The sequence below is a fragment of the Wenzhouxiangella psychrophila genome (genome assembly GCF_042310375.1).
In the GTDB taxonomy this organism is placed as follows: Bacteria; Pseudomonadota; Gammaproteobacteria; order Xanthomonadales; family Wenzhouxiangellaceae; genus Wenzhouxiangella.
Window position 1 is genome coordinate 1 of sequence record NZ_JBHJMQ010000032.1, and the last position, 577, is coordinate 577.

General features: G+C 53.9%; 1 protein-coding gene. It reads left to right on the top strand.

The genetic code is table 11. From position 1 onward, the window contains the following. Positions 1 to 204: 204 nt before the first annotated feature. A partial coding sequence (locus ACDC66_RS15210) for a Rossmann-fold NAD(P)-binding domain-containing protein (RefSeq protein ID WP_376697588.1) occupies positions 205 to 577 on the top strand: 373 nt, incomplete at its 3' end.

Here is a 577-nt window from a genome sequence, read left to right on the forward strand (position 1 = left end):
CCAAATCATCGGGCGAGGCGAGGTGTCCTACGATTCTGATACCTTGCAATCAATGGTTGGTATGCAAACGCAGGACCTTCCAGATGGCATGCAGCGCCCGGTAGTGCATGCAGATTATCTGTCCAACTACGCCAGCCGCGCGTAAAGCGCGGGCCTGCTGGTGGCGGGTGGCGTCGAAAAGCATTTTTAAAGGAGTTTAAGACGATGAAGTTTGTTATGTATCCGCATTTGTGGGAGTCCACGACCGCTGTCATTGAGGGTGGCGGACATGAGCGGGTTGAGGATATTAAAGATGCAGACTTCATTTTCTTTAATGGTTCAGCGCCGGAGTTCCCGGATTTGCCGGAGAACATCAAGTTCGTGCAGGCCTCCATGGCGGGTATTGATGCGCTGGTCAAGCGTGGTGTCGTCAATGAGAAGGCACGTTGGGCAAACGCGGCTGGCCTGTACGCTGACACCGTTGCTGAGTCCACCATTGGTTTAATTCTGGCGCAGATGCACATGCATGCGACGACTCGTTTGGCTAAGTCGTGGAGCGTGCGGCCTGAGGTGGAAAACAACAAGTCATGGCTGCATG